The 18,140-nt window shown below is 67.6% G+C and carries 20 protein-coding genes; 8 read left to right on the forward strand and 12 right to left on the reverse strand.

What is annotated here, in order from left to right; all coding sequences use genetic code 11:
- Positions 1–90 precede the first annotated feature (90 nt).
- Both ACW17W_RS02070 and ACW17W_RS02075 read right to left on the reverse strand, forming a co-directional pair.
- Complete coding sequence (locus tag ACW17W_RS02070) at positions 91–708, reverse strand: DUF6655 family protein (RefSeq protein WP_492078878.1); 618 nt, start codon at positions 706–708, stop codon at positions 91–93.
- On the reverse strand, positions 705–1,145 hold the full coding sequence (locus tag ACW17W_RS02075; protein ID WP_492078880.1) for a VOC family protein: 441 nt from the start codon (positions 1,143–1,145) through the stop codon (positions 705–707). The genes ACW17W_RS02070 and ACW17W_RS02075 overlap by 4 nt, the downstream gene beginning before the upstream one ends.
- A 148-nt stretch (positions 1,146–1,293) precedes the next feature.
- On the opposite strand from ACW17W_RS02075, the gene ACW17W_RS02080 reads away from it, so the two are divergent.
- Positions 1,294–1,968 carry a hypothetical protein gene (locus ACW17W_RS02080; protein WP_492078882.1) on the forward strand — a complete coding sequence of 225 codons (675 nt, stop codon included), beginning with the start codon at positions 1,294–1,296 and terminating at the stop codon, positions 1,966–1,968.
- 3 nt (positions 1,969–1,971) lie between these two features.
- Here the strand turns inward: ACW17W_RS02080 and recF are convergent, their stop codons facing one another.
- From recF to ACW17W_RS02115, 7 genes are all read right to left on the reverse strand, one after another.
- Positions 1,972–3,114 carry a DNA replication/repair protein RecF gene (recF, locus tag ACW17W_RS02085; RefSeq protein ID WP_492078884.1) on the reverse strand — a complete coding sequence of 381 codons (1,143 nt, stop codon included), beginning with the start codon at positions 3,112–3,114 and terminating at the stop codon, positions 1,972–1,974.
- A gap of 136 nt (positions 3,115–3,250) precedes the next feature.
- The gene (gene dnaN, locus ACW17W_RS02090) at positions 3,251–4,369 is read right to left on the reverse strand and encodes a DNA polymerase III subunit beta (RefSeq protein ID WP_492078886.1); all 1,119 of its coding nucleotides are present in this window, start codon (positions 4,367–4,369) and stop codon (positions 3,251–3,253) included.
- A 152-nt stretch (positions 4,370–4,521) separates the two neighbouring features.
- The gene (dnaA, locus tag ACW17W_RS02095; RefSeq protein WP_492078888.1) at positions 4,522–5,946 is read right to left on the reverse strand and encodes a chromosomal replication initiator protein DnaA; all 1,425 of its coding nucleotides are present in this window, start codon (positions 5,944–5,946) and stop codon (positions 4,522–4,524) included.
- 496 nt (positions 5,947–6,442) lie between these two features.
- Positions 6,443–6,712 carry a 30S ribosomal protein S20 gene (gene rpsT / locus ACW17W_RS02100; protein WP_492078890.1) on the reverse strand — a complete coding sequence of 90 codons (270 nt, stop codon included), beginning with the start codon at positions 6,710–6,712 and terminating at the stop codon, positions 6,443–6,445.
- A gap of 124 nt (positions 6,713–6,836) precedes the next feature.
- Positions 6,837–7,409 (reverse strand): cob(I)yrinic acid a,c-diamide adenosyltransferase, encoded by a 573-nt coding sequence (locus ACW17W_RS02105; protein ID WP_492078892.1) that lies wholly within the window; start codon positions 7,407–7,409, stop codon positions 6,837–6,839.
- A gap of 46 nt (positions 7,410–7,455) precedes the next feature.
- On the reverse strand, positions 7,456–7,662 hold the full coding sequence (locus ACW17W_RS02110) for a twin transmembrane helix small protein (protein WP_492078894.1): 207 nt from the start codon (positions 7,660–7,662) through the stop codon (positions 7,456–7,458).
- Positions 7,663–7,671: 9 nt separating this feature from the next.
- Positions 7,672–8,190 (reverse strand): GNAT family N-acetyltransferase, encoded by a 519-nt coding sequence (locus ACW17W_RS02115; protein WP_492078896.1) that lies wholly within the window; start codon positions 8,188–8,190, stop codon positions 7,672–7,674.
- Between the two features lie 70 nt (positions 8,191–8,260).
- On the opposite strand from ACW17W_RS02115, the gene ACW17W_RS02120 reads away from it, so the two are divergent.
- Positions 8,261–9,397 carry a hypothetical protein gene (locus ACW17W_RS02120; RefSeq protein ID WP_492078898.1) on the forward strand — a complete coding sequence of 379 codons (1,137 nt, stop codon included), beginning with the start codon at positions 8,261–8,263 and terminating at the stop codon, positions 9,395–9,397.
- A 78-nt stretch (positions 9,398–9,475) separates the two neighbouring features.
- Here the strand turns inward: ACW17W_RS02120 and ahcY are convergent, their stop codons facing one another.
- The gene (gene ahcY, locus ACW17W_RS02125; RefSeq protein WP_492078899.1) at positions 9,476–10,867 is read right to left on the reverse strand and encodes an adenosylhomocysteinase; all 1,392 of its coding nucleotides are present in this window, start codon (positions 10,865–10,867) and stop codon (positions 9,476–9,478) included.
- Between the two features lie 671 nt (positions 10,868–11,538).
- On the opposite strand from ahcY, the gene bioB reads away from it, so the two are divergent.
- On the forward strand, positions 11,539–12,612 hold the full coding sequence (gene bioB / locus ACW17W_RS02130; protein ID WP_492078901.1) for a biotin synthase BioB: 1,074 nt from the start codon (positions 11,539–11,541) through the stop codon (positions 12,610–12,612).
- A gap of 59 nt (positions 12,613–12,671) precedes the next feature.
- A complete protein-coding gene (locus ACW17W_RS02135; protein WP_492078903.1) occupies positions 12,672–13,091 on the forward strand; it encodes a Tat pathway signal protein in 420 nt (139 codons plus the stop codon).
- A gap of 78 nt (positions 13,092–13,169) precedes the next feature.
- Here ACW17W_RS02135 and ACW17W_RS02140 read toward each other — a convergent pair whose 3' ends face one another.
- Positions 13,170–14,144 (reverse strand): ABC transporter ATP-binding protein, encoded by a 975-nt coding sequence (locus tag ACW17W_RS02140; RefSeq protein WP_492078905.1) that lies wholly within the window; start codon positions 14,142–14,144, stop codon positions 13,170–13,172.
- Between the two features lie 179 nt (positions 14,145–14,323).
- Here ACW17W_RS02140 and ACW17W_RS02145 point away from each other — a divergent pair, with 179 nt between their 5' ends.
- The 4 genes from ACW17W_RS02145 (at position 14,324) to ACW17W_RS02160 (ending at position 17,268) form a co-directional block, all read left to right on the forward strand.
- Positions 14,324–14,581, forward strand: a complete 258-nt coding sequence (locus tag ACW17W_RS02145; RefSeq protein ID WP_492078907.1) for a hypothetical protein — start codon at positions 14,324–14,326, stop codon at positions 14,579–14,581.
- Positions 14,582–14,675: 94 nt separating this feature from the next.
- The gene (locus ACW17W_RS02150; RefSeq protein ID WP_492078909.1) at positions 14,676–14,912 is read left to right on the forward strand and encodes a zinc-finger domain-containing protein; all 237 of its coding nucleotides are present in this window, start codon (positions 14,676–14,678) and stop codon (positions 14,910–14,912) included.
- Positions 14,913–15,333: 421 nt separating this feature from the next.
- Positions 15,334–15,765 (forward strand): DUF2141 domain-containing protein, encoded by a 432-nt coding sequence (locus ACW17W_RS02155; protein ID WP_492078910.1) that lies wholly within the window; start codon positions 15,334–15,336, stop codon positions 15,763–15,765.
- A 33-nt stretch (positions 15,766–15,798) separates the two neighbouring features.
- Positions 15,799–17,268, forward strand: a complete 1,470-nt coding sequence (locus ACW17W_RS02160) for a carotenoid oxygenase family protein (RefSeq protein WP_492078912.1) — start codon at positions 15,799–15,801, stop codon at positions 17,266–17,268.
- Positions 17,269–17,325: 57 nt separating this feature from the next.
- Here the strand turns inward: ACW17W_RS02160 and ACW17W_RS02165 are convergent, their stop codons facing one another.
- Positions 17,326–18,111 carry a LytTR family DNA-binding domain-containing protein gene (locus ACW17W_RS02165; protein ID WP_492078914.1) on the reverse strand — a complete coding sequence of 262 codons (786 nt, stop codon included), beginning with the start codon at positions 18,109–18,111 and terminating at the stop codon, positions 17,326–17,328.
- Positions 18,112–18,140: the final 29 nt, after the last annotated feature.

Raw genomic sequence — 18,140 nt, forward strand, 5'->3', positions numbered from 1 at the left:
AATGACGCCCGTTACCGAACGCATTGTGTCAGTTGCGCAACAAGCTTCCTGGCTGGTGCAGGAACACCCGTTTCCGGGCGTCCGAGAATCTCAGAACTCACGCCAGCTGTCGCCGGGGTCGCGTTCGCCGGGAACGGCCTGTTGCTGGCCCCAGGCGATGATCATCAGCAGCTTGTGACTGCGAATGCGATATTTGCCGATCATCGGGGTGACGGCGCCCAGCGGGGCCCCGGTCTTCCCGTCATAGAGAAAGCCCGAAAACTCGGCCACGCCGATCCGGTCGCGCCGGCTGTAGACCGACAGCTCCGGGATGGAGACCACATTGAAAGTCTCGTTGATCGGCACTCGCATGTCCGGCAGGCCGACCACGCGGCGCATCTGTTCCAGCCCCATGGCGCCGGAGCGCAACTCGAACACGGCGTCGGCGTCGGTGCGGTTGTTGGCGAGGGCGAAGCCGGCCTCCGACAGGGCTGCACGAATGGTGGAAATGGCGTAGGCGGCGCCCTCGTTACGGAAATAGGCGTCATCGACAAAAATCCGCGTCCCGATGGGCAGCGGCAGGATCAGGCCCTCGACGGCCCGGTCAGAGGCCCGGGCCAGCAGCAACTGCTCGGTCGCCGTGCGGCCGGTGTTGGTTTCGGTCGAGGAGGCGCAGGCCGAGACGATCAGTCCCGCAGCCAGCAGCGCCGCGGTCGCCGCGGCCCTCACCAGACGCCCGTATTGGGCATGGAGGCCCAGGGCTCGGCAGGGGCCAGGGGCGGCCCCTCCTGCAACAGTTCGATGGAGATGCCGTCGGGCGAACGGACAAAGGCCATATTGCCGTCGCGCGGTGGCCGGTTGATCACCACACCGCCGTCCATCAGCCGCTGGCAGGCCGCATAGACATCATCGACCTTGTAGGCCAGATGGCCGAAATTGCGCCCGCCGGTATAGACCTCGGGATCCCAGTTGTACGTCAGTTCGACCTCGGGCGACCGCTCGGCAGACGATCTGTCCAGGTCCCTCGGTGCGGCCAGAAAGACCAGGGTGAAGCGGCCAGCCTCGCTCTCGGTGCGGCGCACCTCCTCCAGACCCAGCAGGTTGCACCAGAAGCCCAGGGAGGCGTCGAGATCGGTCACGCGGACCATGGTGTGGAGATATCGCATATTCCGGTTCCGGATCGGGTCTGGATCGAGACAAGGGAGGCTCTATAGCGCAGGCGCCGAGCCGGATCACCTGGGCGTTGACCTTGTTCAGGAAAAGGCCTTAGTCCGAGCTTGGCCGTAAGGGTGCGGCGGGGAATATCGAAAGAGCATGGGTTCGCTTACTCGTGCAAATGCGGCGCGTGTCGTCCGGGGCGCCGCAGCGTCGAAGCCGACCACGCTGAAAGGCCCGCAACTGGGCGATGTCGGTCTGGGCGAGCGGCTGCGTTACGGGTTCGACAAGTCGATGGCGGCCGGCCCGATTGCCCTTGTCGGCTGGCTGGCCCTCGTGACCCTGTGCGTCATTGTCTTCGCCGCCGCCGTTCTCGCCTTCAGCCGTATCGGTCCCGACGGAGGCTTCAACTTCGTCGAGGCGGCCTGGCAATCGCTGATGCGGACCATGGACGCCAGGACGATGGGCGGAGACACGGGCTGGACGTTCCGCCTGCTGACCCTGTTCGTCACCCTGATGGGCATTCTGGTGTTTTCGGCCCTGATCTCGATCATTTCAGCCGGACTGGATTCCGCGCTGGACGGCCTCCGCAAGGGCCGGTCGCGGGTGCTGGAGACCGACCACACGGTCATCCTGAACTGGTCGCCCTCGATTTTCGACATCCTGTCCGAGGCGGCCCGACTGCGCGGCGAGACGGCCATCGGCTATCGCAGGAAGCGTGACGGAGACGGCGACGACAACCGCAACATGGGCGGGGTCGTGGTCAATCCGAACAAGGCCGAGGCGTTGGACTATCTGCCCGAGGACCGGGTCATCGTCCTCGCCGAGGACTGAAACCTACTCAATCAGCAGACCGCCGCCCTCGACCCGGACGAAGGCGGCCCGGCCGGTCAGGCCGTCGAACAGGGCGCGTTCGGTGCCGGTCAGGAAGGCCTGCAAGCAGAGAGCCTCGATCTCGTCGAACAGGGCGGCGCGGCGGGCCGCGTCGAGGTGGGCGGGGGCCTCGTCGAGCAGCAGGACCGGCGGGGCCGCATCGCCGTCGGCGCCGGCCTTAAGGCGCGTGATCTGGGCGAGGATCAGATTCAGCACCAGCGCCTTCTGTTCGCCCGATGAGCCCTCGGCGGCGGGGCGGTTCTTCTGGCGGTGCAGGGCGGTCAGGTCGGTGCGGTGCGGGCCATACAGGGACCGGCCGGCGGCGGCGTCGCGGGTGCGTGAGGCGGCGAGGCCGGTGCGGATCGCGGCGGCGATGGCGTCTTCGTCCGCGCCCCCTGCGGCCATCCGTTCGGCGGGGCCATCCAGTCCCAGATCGGCCTGGGGGAAGGGGCGGTCGTCGCGGGCGTCGATGCCGGACTGAAGGTCGATGAGGGCCGAGGCGCGGGCCATGGCCGCCCGGGCCCCCGCCTCGCCCAGCCGGATTTCGAGGGCGTCCAGCCAAAGGGGATCGGCCTCGCGGCCTTCCGCCCCGTCGAGCAGCAGCCGCAACCGCTCGCGCAGTGCCTTCTCATAGGTCGCGACCGTCGCCGCATGGGCCGGGCGGGCGGCGAAGACCAGCCGGTCGAAGAATTTCAGCCGCTCGGCCCGGGCGTCGGAGAACAGCCGGTCCTGTTCAGGCGTGGCCCAGACGGGCCGCAGATACTCCAGCAACCGCCCCGGCTGGGCCGTCTCGCCGTCGATGCGGACGATGCGGCGGCTGGAACCAGGCTGGACGCCGGTGCCGAGGCGAATGGCGTCATCGTCCCCGCCATCAAGCGTCAGGGTCACCGCCCAGGGCCGCCCCGCCGCCTCGCCCGGCTCACGCCGCCCCATCTCCGCCGCCGTCGCCCCCCGCAGCCCCTTGCCCGGGGTGAACAGGCTGAGCGCCTCCAGCAGATTGGTCTTCCCCGCCCCGTTCGGCCCATGCAGCACCGTTGCCCCCGGCCCCACGGACAGGGTCGCGGCCGCGTAGGAGCGGAAGTCGGTGAGCGCGAGGGAGGTGATCAAGGGAGTGGCGAGTGGTTAGTGGCGAGTGGCGAGCACAAGGGGGACGTCAGCCAAAAGCTGAACCATCGCGCGCCGGTCCAGTCAGCAGGAGGGGCAAAAAAGCTCGCCACTCGCCACTAACCACTCGCCACCAAACCTATACCCTCAACGGCATCAGCACATATTGCACGCCCGGATCGCCCGGATCGAGGACCAGTGTCGGGCTGGCCGGGTCGGCGAAGCGGAAGGCGGCGTTCTCGCCGGTGATCTGGCCGGCGACGTCCAGCAGATAGCGGGCGTTGAAGCCGATCTCGAACGGTTCGTCGGAATAGCCGATCTCGACCTCCTCGACCCCCTGTCCGGCCTCCATATTGCGCACCGTCAGGGTGACGCGGTCCAGCTCGAACGCCAGTTTCACCGACCGGCTCTTCTCGGCCGAGATGGTGGCGACGCGGTCGACGGCCGAGGCGAAGACGGCCTTGTCGATGTCGGCCTGTTTGTCGTTCCCCTTGGGTATGACGCGCATATAGTCGGGGAAGGCGCCGTCGATGACCTTGGAGGTCAGGCTGGCCTGGCCGAACTCGAAGCGGATCTTCTGCGGGCTGACCTGGATCTCGACAGGGCCGGAGCCGTCGTCGAGCAGGCGGCGGACCTGGTCAATCGTCTTGCGCGGCACGATGACGCCGGGGCCGCCCGCTGCGCCCTCGGGCGCCGGGGTCTCGGCCAGGGCCAGACGGTGGCCGTCGGTCGCCACGGCGCGCAGCAGGGGCACGCCGTTCTCGGCTACCGTGTGCAGGTACAGGCCGTTCAGATAGTAACGGGTTTCCTCGGTCGAGACGGCGAACCGGGTCTTGTCGATCAGCCGGGCCAGGTCTTCTTTCATCAGGCTGAACCGCACACCCGAGGTGTCGGCAGACATGACCGGGAAGTCGCCCGCCGGCAGGACCGGCAGGTTGAATTTCGAACGGCCGGCCTGAACCGTCAGGCGGGGATCGTCGCCGTTGTAGGTCAGGGCCACCTCGGCGCCGTCGGGCAGCTTTCGGACGATCTCGTACAGGGTGTGGGCAGGGGCCGTGATCTGGCCCTCGACCTGGACCGTGGCGTCGGCCTCGTCGACCATCTCCATGTCCAGATCGGTGGCGGCGAACGCCAGCCGGTCGCGGCCGGCCGAGAGCAGGACGTTGGACAGGATCGGAATGGTGTTCCGACGCTCCACCACGCTCTGGACGTGGCCCAAGGCCTTGAGGAGGGCGGATCGTTCGATGGTCAGTTGCATGTGGTCATATCGCCCGGAGCGCGACGATGAATCGGGCGTCGCGATAAACAGCCCTGGACACTAGCGTATTGGGCGCGCGGGGCAAGGAAGGGCCGCGCGGTTAGTGGCGAGAGCACCCAGGGCCGGGGGGCGCCGCTCGCCACGTCCCGGCGTCAGCCCCGCAGCTTGCGGGTCAGGGTCTCGACATCCCGGGCGATCTGGTCGTCGGCGGGCATCAGTTCCTCGATCTTGCGGACCCCGTGCAGGACCGTGGTGTGGTCACGCCCGCCGAAGCGACGGCCGATGTCCGGATACGACCGGGTCGTATGCTGTTTGCACAGATACATGGCGATCTGGCGCGGCCGGGCGATAGCGCGGGTGCGACGTTCGCTGAGCAGGTCCGCCTGTTTCATGTTGAAATGTTCGGCGACCGTCTTCTGAATCTCGTCGACGGTGATCCTGCGTTCGGGCCCGCCGCGCAGGGCCGAGCCGAGCAGGCCCTGCGCCTCGTCCACCCCAAGGGAGGCCAGACGCGGACCGGCCGCGGCCGCCAGGGTGTTGATGGCGCCCTCCAGCTCTCGCATCGAGCCGGGCGTGCGGTCGACCAGATGCTCCAGCACCTCGCGCGGGGCCTGTCCCGTGACGACGCCCATCCGGGCAAAGGCCGACAGGCGATTTTCGGCCACGGCGATCTTGAGCGCCCGGTCGGCGGGCTCGACCGGGCAGGTCAGGCCGGCGGCCAGATGGCTGCGCAACCGGGGCTCGACTTCCGACAGGGCGGTGGGGGCGCGATCAGCCGACAGGACAATCCGCTTCCCGTCCTCGATCAGGGCGGTGAGGGTGGAGAGCAACTCCTCCTGGGTGGAGGCCTTGCCGCCGACGAACTGGACGTCGTCCAGCAGCAGCATGTCGGCGGAGCGCAGGCTTTCCTTGAAGGCGGCGGTCGACCGGTCCTGCATGGCGCGCACGAAGGTCGACAGGAAGCGTTCGGCGGTCAGATAGACTACCCTGGCGTCGGGCTTCAGGCGCTGGGCTTCCCAGGCGATGGCGTTGAGCAGGTGGGTCTTGCCGTAGCCATAGGGGCCGCAGAAGAAGATCGGGTTGAAATGGCCGTCAGCCCAGGCGGCGGTCTGGCGGGCGATGGCCAGGGCGAAGGCGTTGCCCTGGCCCTCGACGAAACTGTCGAAGGTCAGCCGCTCCTGCAGGCCGGCGGCGCGCACGGCCCGGGCGCCGTCAGCGACGGGGCCCACCGTGGCGACCGGCGCGACGCCCATCGGCGAAACTGGTGTCAGGGCCGGGGCGGATGCTGCGGCTGCGGCCAGTGAGGCGGACGTGGGCGCCGAGCCCAGCTCGGCCCGGCAACGGACCTCCAGGCGACGCGACAGCCCGTCCAGGCCCAGCCACAGCTCATTCATGCGGTTCAGGGCGTTCTTGCGCACCCAGTCGCGGGCATAGGCGGTCGGGGTCACCAGGATCAGCCGGCCCGACCCGTCGGTCCGCACGGCGGACGGGGCGATATAGGAGCTGAACGGCCCCTCGCCAATCTCTGCTCGCAGTCGTCCCGCCGCCTCGGTCCAGATCCGGTCCGGATCGGTCATGCCCGCTATCGCAATGCCCCCGTTCATGCCCGCCAAAACCTCATCAACCAGACCCAAGAGACGCACCTTCATCCCTGCGGTCGGCGTCAGATCGGAAGACAGCTTCGCCCCGCCCGCGAAGCATGGCTTCTGCGGGGCCTGGACAGGCCGTTTGATCAGACGTCTCCCGCCGGCGCGCGAAAAAACTCTCCGCCCGCCGTCTTCATCCGTGTGGGGATGGAAGTGCGTTAGAGGCCAAAACTTACGCTCGGGGCGGGATGGGTCAACGCTGATTCGTGCGCCGATTCGAAGTTAAATTGGTTGACTCAGCTAAAGCTGGATCACGCTTGAGGAAATGCCGATTTCCTCCGAAAAGCGATGCTCATTCCCGGTCGCAGGTCGCATAAAGACTTATCCGCACACGGCGAAACGGCGAGAGAGCTTGTGCTCACTCGCCGTTGAAATCGCTCAATTTTAATGTGACAGGACCGCGACGGTCCATGTCGGACGCCCTGGATCAGGCGGCCGACATCTTCTTCAGCTGGGCCGCCAGACGGCTGACCTTGCGCGAGCCGGTGTTCTTGTGAACCACACCCTTGGAGACAGCCCGCATCAGCTCGGACTGCGCCTCGACGAAGGCGTTCCTGGCGACGCCGGCGTCACCCGCTGTCACGGCTTCCTGAAACTTGCGCAGGAAGGTGCGGACGCGCGTACGGCGCGCCTTGTTGACTTCGGTGCGGGCGGCGATCTTACGGATCGCCTTGCGGGCGCCGGCATTGTTGGCCATCGATAAACCTTACGGGTGCGTGCCGCGACAGACAGCGTCTGCGGGCGGAAATCTCAAGAGCGCGCGGCTATAGCGGAAAGCTCCCGGGGGATCAAGGCGAAGGCGGACAAATCCGGCGACGATTTCAACGGGTGGCCCCCGGCTTCCATTTGACGTCTCCAGCCCCGTTGGCGTTGGCCCGCCGGGCGGCGACGAACAGATGGTCCGACAGCCGGTTGAGATAGCGCAGGGCCTCGGGCGTGACCGCCTCTCCGCTCTCGACCAGACGAATGGCCTCGCGCTCGGCGCGGCGCGCGACGGTGCGGGCCATATGCAGATGGACGGACAGGGGCGAGCCGCCGGGAAGGATGAAACTGTCCAGCGGTTTCAGGCTCTCGTTCATCCAGTCGATCTCGGCTTCCAGCCGTTCGATCTGGGAGGCGACGATGCGCAGGGCTTCCCAGGCCGGCGCCGGCTCCAGCGGGGTGGCCAGATCGGCGCCCAGGTCGAACAATTCGTTCTGGATGCGGGCCAGCATGGCGTCGATGCGGTCATTCTGGCCGGAATACAGTCTGGCCAGGCCGATCACGGCGTTCAGCTCATCCACCGCCCCATAGGCCTCGACCCGGGCATCAGACTTGGGCACCCGCTGACCTGTGGCCAGTCCGGTGGAGCCGTCGTCCCCCGTGCGGGTATAGATGCGATTCAGGACCACCATACGGCGTCAGGCCCGGCCGCAGGGGCAGCCGCTCTCTGGCCTCGCCCTAGCCGGCATGGGTCGACTTCCACCACAGGCCCGCCAGAAGCAGGATGATCGCCGCCGCCTGCAGGGCCACACGAAGCCGCATCAGCTTGTTGGAGTTCGACCGGGCATAGTCGCCGCCGCGATACAGGGAGTAGATTCCGAACCCCAGGGCGATAGCCACCGCCCCTACGGCCACCGGGATCATGATGTTGAAGAACATGTCCATGACAGTCTTCTAGTCCCCGGCGTGCGGGTGGGAAAGCGCCATCGGCGCGCCCGAATAGCGCATGGCTACGTCACAACGTCCATAGCGACCGCCGTGGTCCTGCATGATCCCGGCATCGTGGACGAAACCGACCTTCTCATAGAGGTGGATAGCTTCGACGCAGCGAGCGTTGGTCAGGAGGTAGAGGGTGTCGGCCCCCATCTCGGAAGCACGGCGGATCATGGCGCGCAGCAGGAACTCGCCCGCCTTGCGGCCGCGCGCCGCCTCGCGAACGCCCATCTTGGTCAGTTCGAACCGGCCCTCCCCGGTCTTCTGCAAGGCGCAGGCGCCGATCACGCCCAGGCCGGGGGCCTCGACGAACAGGATGTCGCCACCGGGCTCAATGATGCGGTGGCGCGGATTTTCCAGAACCTCACGGTCGGTGGGTTCCAGGACGAACATCGTCCGGATCCATTCGGCGTTGATATCGTGGAAATCCCGCGCCAGGTCGTCGCGCCAGGCCACGATGCGAAGGTCGGGGGAGGTCATGCCCTGCAGCTACGATTCGTTCACCCTGTCAGCAAGGGGAATCCTCATCATTGGCCTTCATGGTCAAGCCGTGACTGATCGCTCCTTTCGAAACCTGAATCACCTTGAAAAGTCGGCCTCCACGGCGCGGCTGCTCAACCTTCTGCGCGTTTCGCGCGAGCACGTGCTGTCGGAAGACTGGATCACCCGTCCGCTGTTCCTGACGCGGGCCCTGAACCAGTCGCTGGTGATCAAGCATCGCATCCGTCGCGACGAACTGGATCTGTTCCGCGGCCGCCGCCACATCGCGACCAAGATCGTCCTGCCGATCGACATCACCGACCTGAAGGCGGGGGGGCGCTATTTCTTTGTCAACGAGATCACCTTTGAGCGGATGCTGAAGGGGGCGTTCGGGATCGGACCGGACCATCCCGACATGGAATTGATGCGACTGATCGACGAACTGCCGTCTCTGGATCCGTTCCTGTTGCGCGAGCAACTGCGCCGTCATGGTCACGATCCGGCGCCCTGCTACTTCGGCATCAGCGAGAGCGACCTGAACAAGATGATGTTGTTCGTGGAGCGCGAGATCGGTCCACTGGTCAATCTGACGGTGGGCGGCGGGGTGGCGGCGTCGGGATCGGCGCAGAAATTCGCCTCCAAGATCCTGTCCAACGACCCCGGCGACCGGATGGAGGCCCTCGGGATCACGCTGAATCTGGCGCCCGAGCAGTACCACGAAGGCGTGTTCTGCTGGAAAGGCTTCCTCTACTACAAGTGGTGTCTGGGCGAAATCCTTCCGGACGCCCTCAGGGTCGCTGACGCCGTCACCAAGGTGAAGCCCTACGGGCCGATCACCCCGAACGTGCGAGACTATCTGGCCCACAGCCGCGAGTCTCTGCGTCGACGCATCCTTGCGGCCTGCCGCTCGGTTTCGACCAAGCTGAAAATCTATGATGAGGCCTATTCCGCGCTGACGGAGCGGGCCAATCCCAACGCCTTCCGGGACTTCCTGCTGGAAGCGCCGGCGACGTTCCGAACCCTCGGCGAGGAACTGGGCGTCCTGCAGCACATCGTCAGCTACTGGGGCTTCCGCTTCGGGCCCAATGCGCCCCTGACGACGGCCGAGGAGCTGATGGACGTTCTGATGGACTTCGAGGCGGGCCTGGCCGGTCGCGACGACCCTGCGCCCGAACCCGTGGTCGACCGGGTCTCCCTGGCCGCCTGAGCCGGCCATGGGCCAGCGCCAGTGACAAAAGGCCCCGGATCGCTCCGGGGCCTTTCTCGTCGCGGCGGATCCCGACGATCAGTAGCGGTAGTGGTCCGGCTTGAACGGGCCTTCGGTCGGGACCGAGATATAGTCGGCCTGTTCTTTCGACAGGGTCGTCAGCTTCGCCCCCAGCTTGGCCAGGTGCAGCATGGCGACCTTTTCGTCGAGATGCTTGGGCAGGGTGTAGACCTGGTTCTCGTAGGATTTGGCGTTGGTCCAGAGTTCGATCTGGGCCAGGGTCTGGTTGGTGAAGCTGGCGCTCATCACGAACGACGGGTGGCCCGTGGCATTGCCCAGGTTCACCAGACGGCCTTCCGACAGCAGGATGATCTTCTTGCCGTCCGGAAACTCGACGTGGTGGACCTGCGGCTTGATCTCGTCCCACTTGAAGTTCTTCAGCCCGGCGACCTGGATCTCCGAGTCGAAGTGACCGATGTTGCAGACGATGGCGTTGTTCTTCATCGCCCGCATGTGGTCGACGGTCAGGACGTCCTTGTTGCCGGTGGCGGTGACGAAGATGTCGGCCTCGCCGGCCACGTCCTCGACGGTGACGACCTCATAGCCTTCCATCGCCGCCTGCAGGGCGCAGATCGGATCGACTTCGGTGACCTTCACCCGGGCGCCGCCCTGGCGCAGCGAGGCGGCCGAGCCCTTGCCCACGTCGCCATAGCCGCAGACCACGGCGACCTTGCCCGACAGCATGACGTCGGTGCCGCGGCGGATGGCGTCGACGAGGCTCTCACGGCAGCCGTACAGGTTGTCGAACTTGGACTTGGTGACGCTGTCGTTGACGTTGATGGCGGGGAAGGGCAGGTCGCCCTTTTTCGCCATCTCGTACAGGCGGTGGACGCCGGTGGTGGTTTCTTCCGACACGCCGCCGATGGCGTCGCGGATGGCCGAATAGAAGCCGGGCTTCTCGGCGATGTAGCGCTTCATGACCTTGTAGAGGGCTTCCTCTTCCTCGTTCTGCGGGTTGGCCAGCAGGGACAGGTCTTTTTCGGCCTTCGGCCCCAGCACGCACAGCAGGGTGGCGTCGCCGCCGTCGTCGAGGATCAGGTTCGGATAGCCGCCGTCGGCCCATTCGAAGATCTTGTGGGCGTAGTCCCAGTACTCTTCCAGGGTCTCGCCTTTGGTGGCGAACACCGGGGTGCCGTTGGCGGCGATGGCGGCCGCGGCGTGGTCCTGGGTCGAGAAGATGTTGCACGAGGCCCAGCGGACGTCAGCGCCCAGGGCTTCCAGCGTCTGAATCAGGACGGCGGTCTGGATGGTCATGTGCAGGCTGCCGGCGATGCGGGCGCCCTTGAGGATCTGTTGCGCGCCGAACTCCTCGCGCAGGGCCATCAGCCCCGGCATTTCAGTTTCGGCGATGGCGATTTCCTTGTTGCCGAAGGGGGCAAGCGAAATGTCGCGGACGATATAGTCGGCCAAGGGAGGCTCCTGATCGGGGTGATTTGACAATCAGTATACCGGGTGACGGCTTAACGGGCAATAAACATATAAGGATGTCTTTATATGTGTGCTCCGGTCCAATCGACGACAGGCAGGCCAGGGCCCCTCACGCGACGGATCGCTGAGGCGGTCGGGAGGCATGGGCGGAGCGCCAGGCGCATGCCCGGAGACCGTAAGAATTGACTGTTTCGGCACACGCACGTCGCTCCGCACGGACGGTTTTCGACTGCGCCGAGGCCCTGGGACACGCTGTTCACGTGTGGCCCGTCTGCGCGCCATGGGCAGCGGGGACCGACGACCCCCTGCTGGACCGGACGGGTACTCCTCCCCGCCCCTGAGCCGTCCGGCCTTGCACCCGGCTCGACTTCGCGTCCCCTTTCGGGTCGCGCCCACTCCCTCCGTTCCCGCCGCCGCTTCGGTTCGCCGGCCGAGCGAGCCTCCCTGCGACGGGACACGCCATCATAGGCCCGCCGCCTGCCGAGGCGGGATCAAGGCTGCGAGATTTGTAAAAGGTCTTGAAAATCAATGATCGGGAGGCGTGAACCCGCCGGGTTGAGCCCGTCAGACAGTCCTTTTCGCACGCGGGAGAGGCCGGACAGGGCGACCTCGTCGCCTCTGGACGACCGCCCTACCCGCGAGTAGAAAATCGCATGGCCGACGACGCATCCCCGATCCGCACCCGCCCCCGCGACCTCAGCATTCCCCGTCACGACTGGACGCTGGACGAGGTCGAGAGCCTGTTCGCCCGACCCTTCATGGAACTGGTGTTCGAGGCCGCGACCGTTCACCGCCGCTGGTTCGATCCGTCGGAGGTGCAGAAGTCCCAACTGCTGTCGATCAAGACCGGCGGCTGCGCCGAGAACTGCGGCTACTGCTCACAATCGGCCAGCTTCGATACCGGCCTGAAGGCCGAAAAGCTGATGGATACGACGGCCGTCCTCGCCGAGGCCATGGCCGCGAAAGCCGGGGGCGCCTCGCGTTTCTGCATGGGCGCCGCCTGGCGTGAGCTGAAGGATCGCGACACGCCCAAACTCGCCGCCATGATCTCGGGGGTGAAGGCCCTGGGTCTGGAGACCTGCGCCACGCTCGGCATGCTCACCGCCGACCAGGCGAGGCAGCTCAAGGCCGCCGGCCTCGACTACTACAACCACAACCTCGACACCGGCCCGGAGTACTATGCCGAGGTGGTCACGACCCGGACGTACCAGGACCGCCTCGACACGCTGGAGCACGTCCGCGACGCCGGCATGTCGACCTGCTGCGGCGGCATCGTCGGCATGGGCGAGAGCCGTCGGGATCGCGCCGGCCTGCTGCATGCGCTGGCCACCCTGCCGGTCCATCCCGACAGCCTGCCGGTCAACGCCCTCGTCCCCGTCACCGGCACGCCGCTGGGCGAGCGCGTTCTCAAGACCGGCGAGATCGACCCGATCGAGTTCGTCCGCACCGTCGCGGTCGCCCGCCTCGTCTGCCCCCGCGCCATGGTCCGCCTGTCGGCCGGACGCGAGACCATGAGCCCGGAGATGCAGGCCCTGTGCTTCCTCGCCGGCGCCAACTCCATCTTCGTCGGCGGCAAGCTGCTGACCACGCCCAACCCGGAACAGGATGAGGACGCCCGACTGTTCGCCCTGCTGGACCTGAGGGCGATGGCGTCGAGCCCGACCCACGACGCGAGACCGGCCGTTCCGTGCCGCGTCCAGACCGTTCCCGATATCGGCCCGGCCTGACCCCGGGCGTGTGAGAACGGCGTAACCGGGCCTTAAGCGACCTGTGTCAGGGTGTCGGCATGAACCGTCGCGCTCTCTTCGCCCTCGTTCCCGCCGCCGGGGCCGCCCTGGCCGCCGCCGCTGCGGCCGGCTCTGCTGAAGCCTCATCCTCGGGCGGCAAGAGCGCCGTCCCGCAGAACAGCTACATTCGCTTTCCCACGGTGACGGCGACCGTGATCCGTCCGGACGGCCGGCGCGGCGTCATGACGGTCGAGACCGGGATTGATGTCCAGGACGAGACCCTGCGCGCCCGGGCCGCCGCCGACACGCCGCGCCTGCGCTCTGCCTATAACGAGGTGGTGCAGCGCATGGCGTCGGGCCTGCCGCCGGGCCGGGCGCCGGACGTGGAGGCCCTGCACCGCCAGCTTCAGCGCGCGACGGCGCGGACGCTGGGCAAGGGCGGGGCGGTGCTTCTGCTGGGGTCGGTCACCGTACTGTAGTGCGGTTGGCTCCCGGGGCCGGATGCGGGAGCGACGTCCGGGCCGGGTCGGACTGCGTCCGACTCAACCGGTGTCGCCCTAGTCCCGGACCGGATCCGCTGCGTCGGGATCGCCATAGGTCAGGGCCAGGAAGACGTCCTCCAGATCCGGATCCTCGGTCGTGATGTCGGCGATGGTCACGCCCGCGGCGCGCACGGCGGCCAGAACATGTTCGACCGATGACTGGCCCTTGCGATAGGTGACGACAAAGGCGCCGTTGGGTCGGGCCGCAGCCTCGAAACCCTCCAGCACCGGCAGATTGTCCAGTACGCCCTCGGGGGTGACCACCACATTGCGGGTGTCCAGCCGGCGCAGCAGTTGCGGCGTCGGCTCACAGGCCACCACCTCGCCCCGGTTCATGATGGCGATGGTGTCGCACAGCTCCTGGGCCTCCTCCAGATAGTGGGTGGTCAGGAGGATGGTCACGCCCTCGGCATTGATCTTTCGGACGTAGTCCCACAGCTGGCGGCGCAGTTCGACATCGACCCCGGCGGTCGGCTCGTCGAGGATCAGGACCGGCGGATTGTGGACCAGGGCCTTGGCCACCATCAGTCGGCGCTTCATGCCGCCTGACAGGGCGCGGACATAGGCATTGGCCTTGTCGGACAGGCCGAGCGCAGCCAGCAGCTCATCGGAGCGACGCTCGTTTGCCGGCACGCCGTAGAAGCCGGCCTGGACCTCCAGGGACTCGCGCGGACTGAAGAAGACGTCGGCGACGATTTCCTGGGGCACGACGCCCAGGGCCGCCCGGGCGCCGCGCGGATCGGCGTCGATGTCGCGCCCCCAGATGGCGGCGGTCCCGCCGGTCTTGTTCACCACCCCCGCCAGAATATTGATCAGGGTCGACTTGCCGGCGCCGTTCGGCCCGAGAAGGCCGAACATGGAGCCGCGCGGCACGACCAGATCGACGCCGTTCAGGGCGGTCTTCGGCGGAGCCTTCTTTGTGCCCGCATAGGTCTTGGCCAGCCCCCGGACCTCGATGGCGTTGGCGGGCAGGGCGTCAGTCGAGCTCATGGGCGGCTTTCGAAGGGAGGATTGCGCCTAGTTAGGCATCGCCGGTCGCAGAGCCAAGGGCGCGGTGATGTCGGTTCAGACATGCGCGCTTTCCATTTGGTCAATGACGCTTGACATGGTGGTGATCTATGTCTAGCGTGCTTTCCATAGTGACGAGCACCCTTTACGGAGAACCCTGTATGACCCGCGCGCGCCTCATCGGCTGGACGGCCTTCGCTGTCTGCCTCCTGGGCTATGGCGCCTTCGCCGCCCTTATCGTCGCCTCCAAACTGGATCATCTGACGCTGAAGCAGGCCCTGATGTTCGGGGCGCCGGCCGCCGTGGCGGGAGAAATCGGCCTGTGGGTCGCGGCCGGCTGCCTGGGCTGGAGCCTGTTCAAGGGCCGCAAGGCGATGTTCGATCGCCTGTTCCGCCGCAACCGCGCCATCGAGGGCTGACGGCGTCGATGAAAAATCGGAAGGCGGCGATACAGTCGCGACGGGAATTGGTTTAGGGATGCGGCGTCCTATCCCCTCCCTTCCGGACCGATCCATGTCCTCGACCCCGATTGCCGCCTCCGTTCCCCCGCCGGAAGAGATTGTCGTCTCGACCAAGCGCGTGGCCTGCGACGGCGGCGGCGTCCTGGGCCATCCGCTGGTCTATATGGATATGGGCGAGGACGACTTCGTCGAATGCGGCTATTGCGACCGCCGTTTTGTCCTTTCGGCCCACGCCCATGCCGAGAGTGAATACCTCGATCCCGCCGCGCGGCCGCCAGAGGCGCACTGAGCCCTGGGTCGCTGACGCGACGCCCTACGTTCGCGACGCGGTCGCTCACGGCCTGGGCGCCTTGATTCCAGCGCCGACATCGGCGTTCGCAGAATTTCAGGCGTCCTCTCTCCGCCGCCGCCCTCGGGCTTGACCCGAGGGCCGGGGACAGGGGTTCGCGCCAGGCATGGCCTGGACGCCGCCCGGCAACATCCACGCATTGCGATCTTCACGTCCGTCCGTCGGGTCAAGCCCGAGGGTGACGGTGTATGGACAGGACTTCCTGCGCCTGTTCATCCACGCATCGCGAGTGAACAGGCGCGGTCATTGGCGAAAGACGCGCGGTCGTCGCCGTAGATGCGGTGGCGGCGGGGCAGGGCGCGGATCAGGGTCCTGGCATCGGAGCCCGGTCGTCGGGTCTCCCTCGTCAAGGAAGCCCGCCATGCGCACCGCCCTCTTCGCCGCCGCCGCCGTCATTGTCCTGTCGACCACGGCCGCCGCCGCCCAGACCGCCCCCGCCTCCACGACCCTGCGCTTCGCCTTCGAGACCGGCGCCCCGACCGGCAAGGTGATGGTGGCCCTCTATGACTCGGCTGCCGCCTATGACGGCGGCGCGCCGGTCAGGGCGGTGCAGGTCGATGTGGCCGCCGGCCAGCTTGAGGCGGTCTTCGCCGACCTGCCCGCCGGCGACTATGCCGTGAAGGCCTTCCACGATGTCGACGGAAACGGCCGGATGAACACCAATCCGTTTGGCATGCCGACCGAGCCCTTCGCCTTCTCCAACAATGCGCGCGGCAATATGGGCCCGGCGTCCTGGGAGCGGGCGCGGTTCGCCGCCTCCGGCGCGGTCGCCCAGACCATCGCCATTCGCTGATCCGATCCGCTGCACGTTCCGGAGCTTCACGCCATGCACGCCTCACGCCGCACCTTTCTGGGCGGAGCCCTCGCCGTCTCCGCCGGGTCCGTCATCGCCACCCCTGACATCGCCTTCGCCGCCCGCGCCCTGAACGCCGCCACCGGCTGGGCGCTGGCCACAGCGGATGTCGAGGCCGACGTTGCACCGCGCGCCCTGACGCTGGTGCATGGCCGGGCGCCGGCGGGGCTGTCCGGCAGCCTCTATCGCAACGGTCCGGCGAAGTTCCGGCGTCCGGGCGGCTCGGCCCAGCACTGGTTCGACGGCGACGGCCTGATCCGCCGCTTCCACATCGAGGACGGTCGGGCCAGCCTCGCCGCCCGCTTCGCCGACACCGCCAAACGCCGTCAGGAGACGCAACTGGGCGCCATGGTCATGCCGGGCTTCGGCACCAACGCAGACCCGCGCGCCGAAATCCAGTCGGCCGACGACGCCAGCCCGGCCAACACCTCGGTGATCCCGGTGGGCGATGATGTCTGGGCCCTGTGGGAGGGCGGCTCGCCCATGGCGATGGATGGATCAACGCTGGAGACCCGGGGGCTGGTCACCCTCAGCCCCGAGCTGAAAAACATGCCCTTCCTCGCCCATCCGCGCATCGAGCCGGACGGGCGAATCTGGAACCTGGGCATGGGCGGGGCCCAGGCCATCGTCTGGCGGCTGTCGCCGACCGGGGCGCTGGAGGATGCCCAGGTCATCCGTCTGCCGCGCGCCAGCTATGTCCATGACTTCACCGCCACGGCCCGGCATCTGGTCATCGTGCTGCAGCCCTGGGTCAAGACGCGTGACGTCATGCCCTTTTCGGCGGGGTTCGAATGGCGTCAGGACGCCGGGACCCAGGTGCTGGTCGTCGACAAGGCCGATCTGACGAAGAGCCGGGTTTTCGATCTGCCGACCTTCGGCTTCTTCCATCTGGGCGACGCCTGGGAAGAGGCGGACGGCACGATCCGCTTCGACGTCTGCGCCCACAGGGACATGAGGTTCGCCGCCACCGGCGCCCACGAGATCCTGAACGGCGTGCCCCTGGGCGGCGACCCGGCCGAGCTGGCTCTGGTGGTGCTGACCCCCGACGGCAAGGGAAGGCTCGACCGGACCGGAGTGGTGGCGGAGTTCCCGCGGGGCGATGCGCGCCGGGCGGGCGAGCGGCGCCGCTACAGCGTCCACACCACGGGGGACACGAAGGGCCGGCCGCTGGCCGACGCCGTCGCCGTCACCGACTGGGAAAGCGGCCGCACCCGCAGCTTCACCTTCGGCATGGATCATGTGGTCGACGAGATGATCTATGTGCCCAGGGCCGGCGCCACGGCCGAGGCCGAGGCCTGGCTGGTCGGGCCGTCGATCAATCTGAAGGCCGGGGTGACCGAGCTGCACGTGCTGGATCTGGCCCGGATCGAGGACGGGCCGGTGGCCACCTGGCGGGCGGATGTGGCCCTGCCGGCGGCGTTTCACGGGTCGTGGAAAGGGTGATCGCGGCAAGGGGTCTGCCTTGCCCGGCGGGACAGGCAGACCCTTCATGGATCGGCCCTAGTACCAGCCGGCCTCACGCAGGGCCCGGGCATAGCGGCGGCTGACGGGGACGCTGAGTCCGCCCTCGACGGCGAGGGTGGCCCGGCCGTCGCCGCGCGCCACATCGGTCACCGCCCTGCGGGCGACCCACCAGCTGCGGTGGGTCTGGGCGCCCTCCAGTCCTTCCAGCTCCTCCAGGGCATCGGACATCCGCATCAGGATCAGGTCGGAGCCCCGGTCGGTATGGACGCGCAGATAGTGGTCCTCGGCCTGGACGGCGCGAATGGCGGCGCCCTTCAACTTCATCGGCAGGCGGTCGGGGAAGCGGGAGGGCGGGGCGTCGCCCGCAGCGGCATGGGTCTGGACCGGATGGGTTCGCGCGATGAACACATTGATGGCGCTCAGCGTGGCCGTGATGATCAGGACAGGCCCGATGAACAGGGGCAGGGCGGCGAGGGGATACGGCCGGCCGCCCAGGATCCAGCCGGTCAGGCCCCAGACCATCAGCACGATCGGCCCGGTCGCGGTCAGCGACAGCAGGGCCACAGCCAGCCAGGGCCTTTCGTCGAGGGCGATGACGCGGTCCAGGGCCAGCCCGCTCATATGGGCCCAGACGCCGCCCGCCAGCATCATCGGCGTCCAGTACGCCAGCCTCAGCCACAGGGGCGCGCCGCCTGTGCCGAAGGCCCCGGTCAGGGCCAGAACCACCCCGGCGAGGATGGCGATGACGACGCCGCGGCTCGGGCGCGGAAGCGACCTGCCGGATGTGGGGCGGTGGGGCTCGCGCCCCGGGGGAATCGGCATCGTCTGCATTGCAATCGGCGGCGCTTCGT

The organism is Brevundimonas sp. FV1ye29L, from assembly GCF_058681095.1.